Origin of the sequence: Gordonibacter sp., from assembly GCF_036667095.1 — a bacterium.
Classification (GTDB): domain Bacteria; phylum Actinomycetota; class Coriobacteriia; order Coriobacteriales; family Eggerthellaceae; genus Gordonibacter.
Genome location: NZ_JAVWUP010000361.1, coordinates 1 through 1,570, shown reverse-complemented (window position 1 = coordinate 1,570; position 1,570 = coordinate 1). Strand labels below are relative to the sequence as shown.

Sequence of the window (1,570 nt, the reverse complement as noted above, 5' to 3'; positions counted from 1 at the left end):
CCCTCCTATAGTTAGTTACGTTACATTTTGACCTCTTCAATCGAACCGTTCAGAATGTGATGCATTGACCGGCAAGGCAGGTATGTCGCCATTCGCCCTGAGGCATGGACCTCGTGAAGGAGGCCGACAACCTGCCCCATCCGGGGCAGTCCACGGATAAGCTGGATGATGGGGCCAAGCGCTTGGGCCACCTCGAATCTCTTTTAGGAGGTAGTGGGCCCGGATGGTCGAGCAGGAGCCTGCCGCGACAATAAGGCAGGTATGCCATGCTGTTTGCAGGAATCGACATAGCCAAGTACGACCATGTCATCGGAGCGATTGACGAGCGTGGACATTCGCTTTCCAAGCCCATGACGTTTAAGAACTCGACTTCGGGTTTCGAGAAGTGCGCCGCCTACCTGGATGGGTTGGCAGATGACGGAGCCGAGATCATGGTAGGTATGGAAGCTACCGGCCATTACTGGCTCGCCTGTTTTTGCTTTCTGACAGAGCGGGGCTTCAGCGTTGTGGTCATCAACCCCATGCGCACTGACGCCATGCGCCGCTTTAAGAATCTCGGCAAGGTGAAGACTGACGCGATTGACTGCGTCGTCATCGCCGACACGCTTCGCTGCGGCGACTTCGAGCCAAGTAAGCTTGCCGATGAGAAGATGATGTCCCTTCGTCAGATGACGCGCTTGCAGCAGGCTATAACCGAAGATATCGCCGACTTAAAGCGCCAGATCATCGTGGCGCTCGACCAGGTGTTCCCCGAGTACGCAAGGTTGTTCTCCGACACGTTCGGCGAAACCTCCAAGGCGTTTTTAAAGCGCTGTCCCACACCCGAAGAGTGCATGGGTATCGATATCAGAACGCTCACAAATTTGCTTGACAAGGCAAGCCACGGCAAGCTCGGCCGCGAGAAGGCCGACGAGCTCAAGGCCGCGGCAAAGGGCTCATGCGGAATCACGCTCGCAAGCGACACCTTCTCGTTTCAGATCAAGCTGCTGGCCAAGCAGATCGAGTTCATCGAAGACCAGCTGGCGGAGGTGGACGAGAAGGTAAAGGGCCTGCTCGACGAGATAGAGCCCCTGATCCTCACCATCCCCGGCATCTCCTACAAGCTCGGTGCCCCAATCGTCGCCGAGATCGGCGACGTGAAGCGGTTCAGCAACGCGCCGGCCATCGTCAAGTACGCCGGAATCAACCCCTCTAAGAACCAGTCCGGGACATTCGAAGGCGAGGTGAACCACATCACCAAGCAGGGATCACCCTACCTGCGTCGAGCCCTCTACCTAGCCGCCATGGCCCAGCTCAAATGTAAGACGCCGCTTTACGACTACTACGTCAAGAAGCGAGGCGAAGGCAAAGCCCATCGAGAAGCTCTCATAGCAGTCGCCAGAAAGCTCATCCACGTGATCTATGCCGTGCTCTCGAAACAAGAGCCGTACGATCCAACCTATACTCATCCAACAGCTAGCACCACGCTCTGAGCGGTTCGATATGAAGCTGTCAAAGTGCAAAAAGCCAATAAACCAAAATCTCAAAATAAGTTGTTTATGGGTCTTGACTCCTCATAGCTGGTCTCCTT

1 protein-coding gene is annotated in these 1,570 nt (G+C 55.5%); it reads left to right on the top strand.

Going from position 1 to position 1,570, the window contains the following annotated elements; genetic code table 11:
- Positions 1-266: 266 nt before the first annotated feature.
- Positions 267-1,472 carry an IS110 family transposase gene (locus RR842_RS14615; protein WP_332725731.1) on the top strand — a complete coding sequence of 402 codons (1,206 nt, stop codon included), beginning with the start codon at positions 267-269 and terminating at the stop codon, positions 1,470-1,472.
- The last annotated feature ends 98 nt before the right edge of the window (positions 1,473-1,570 follow it).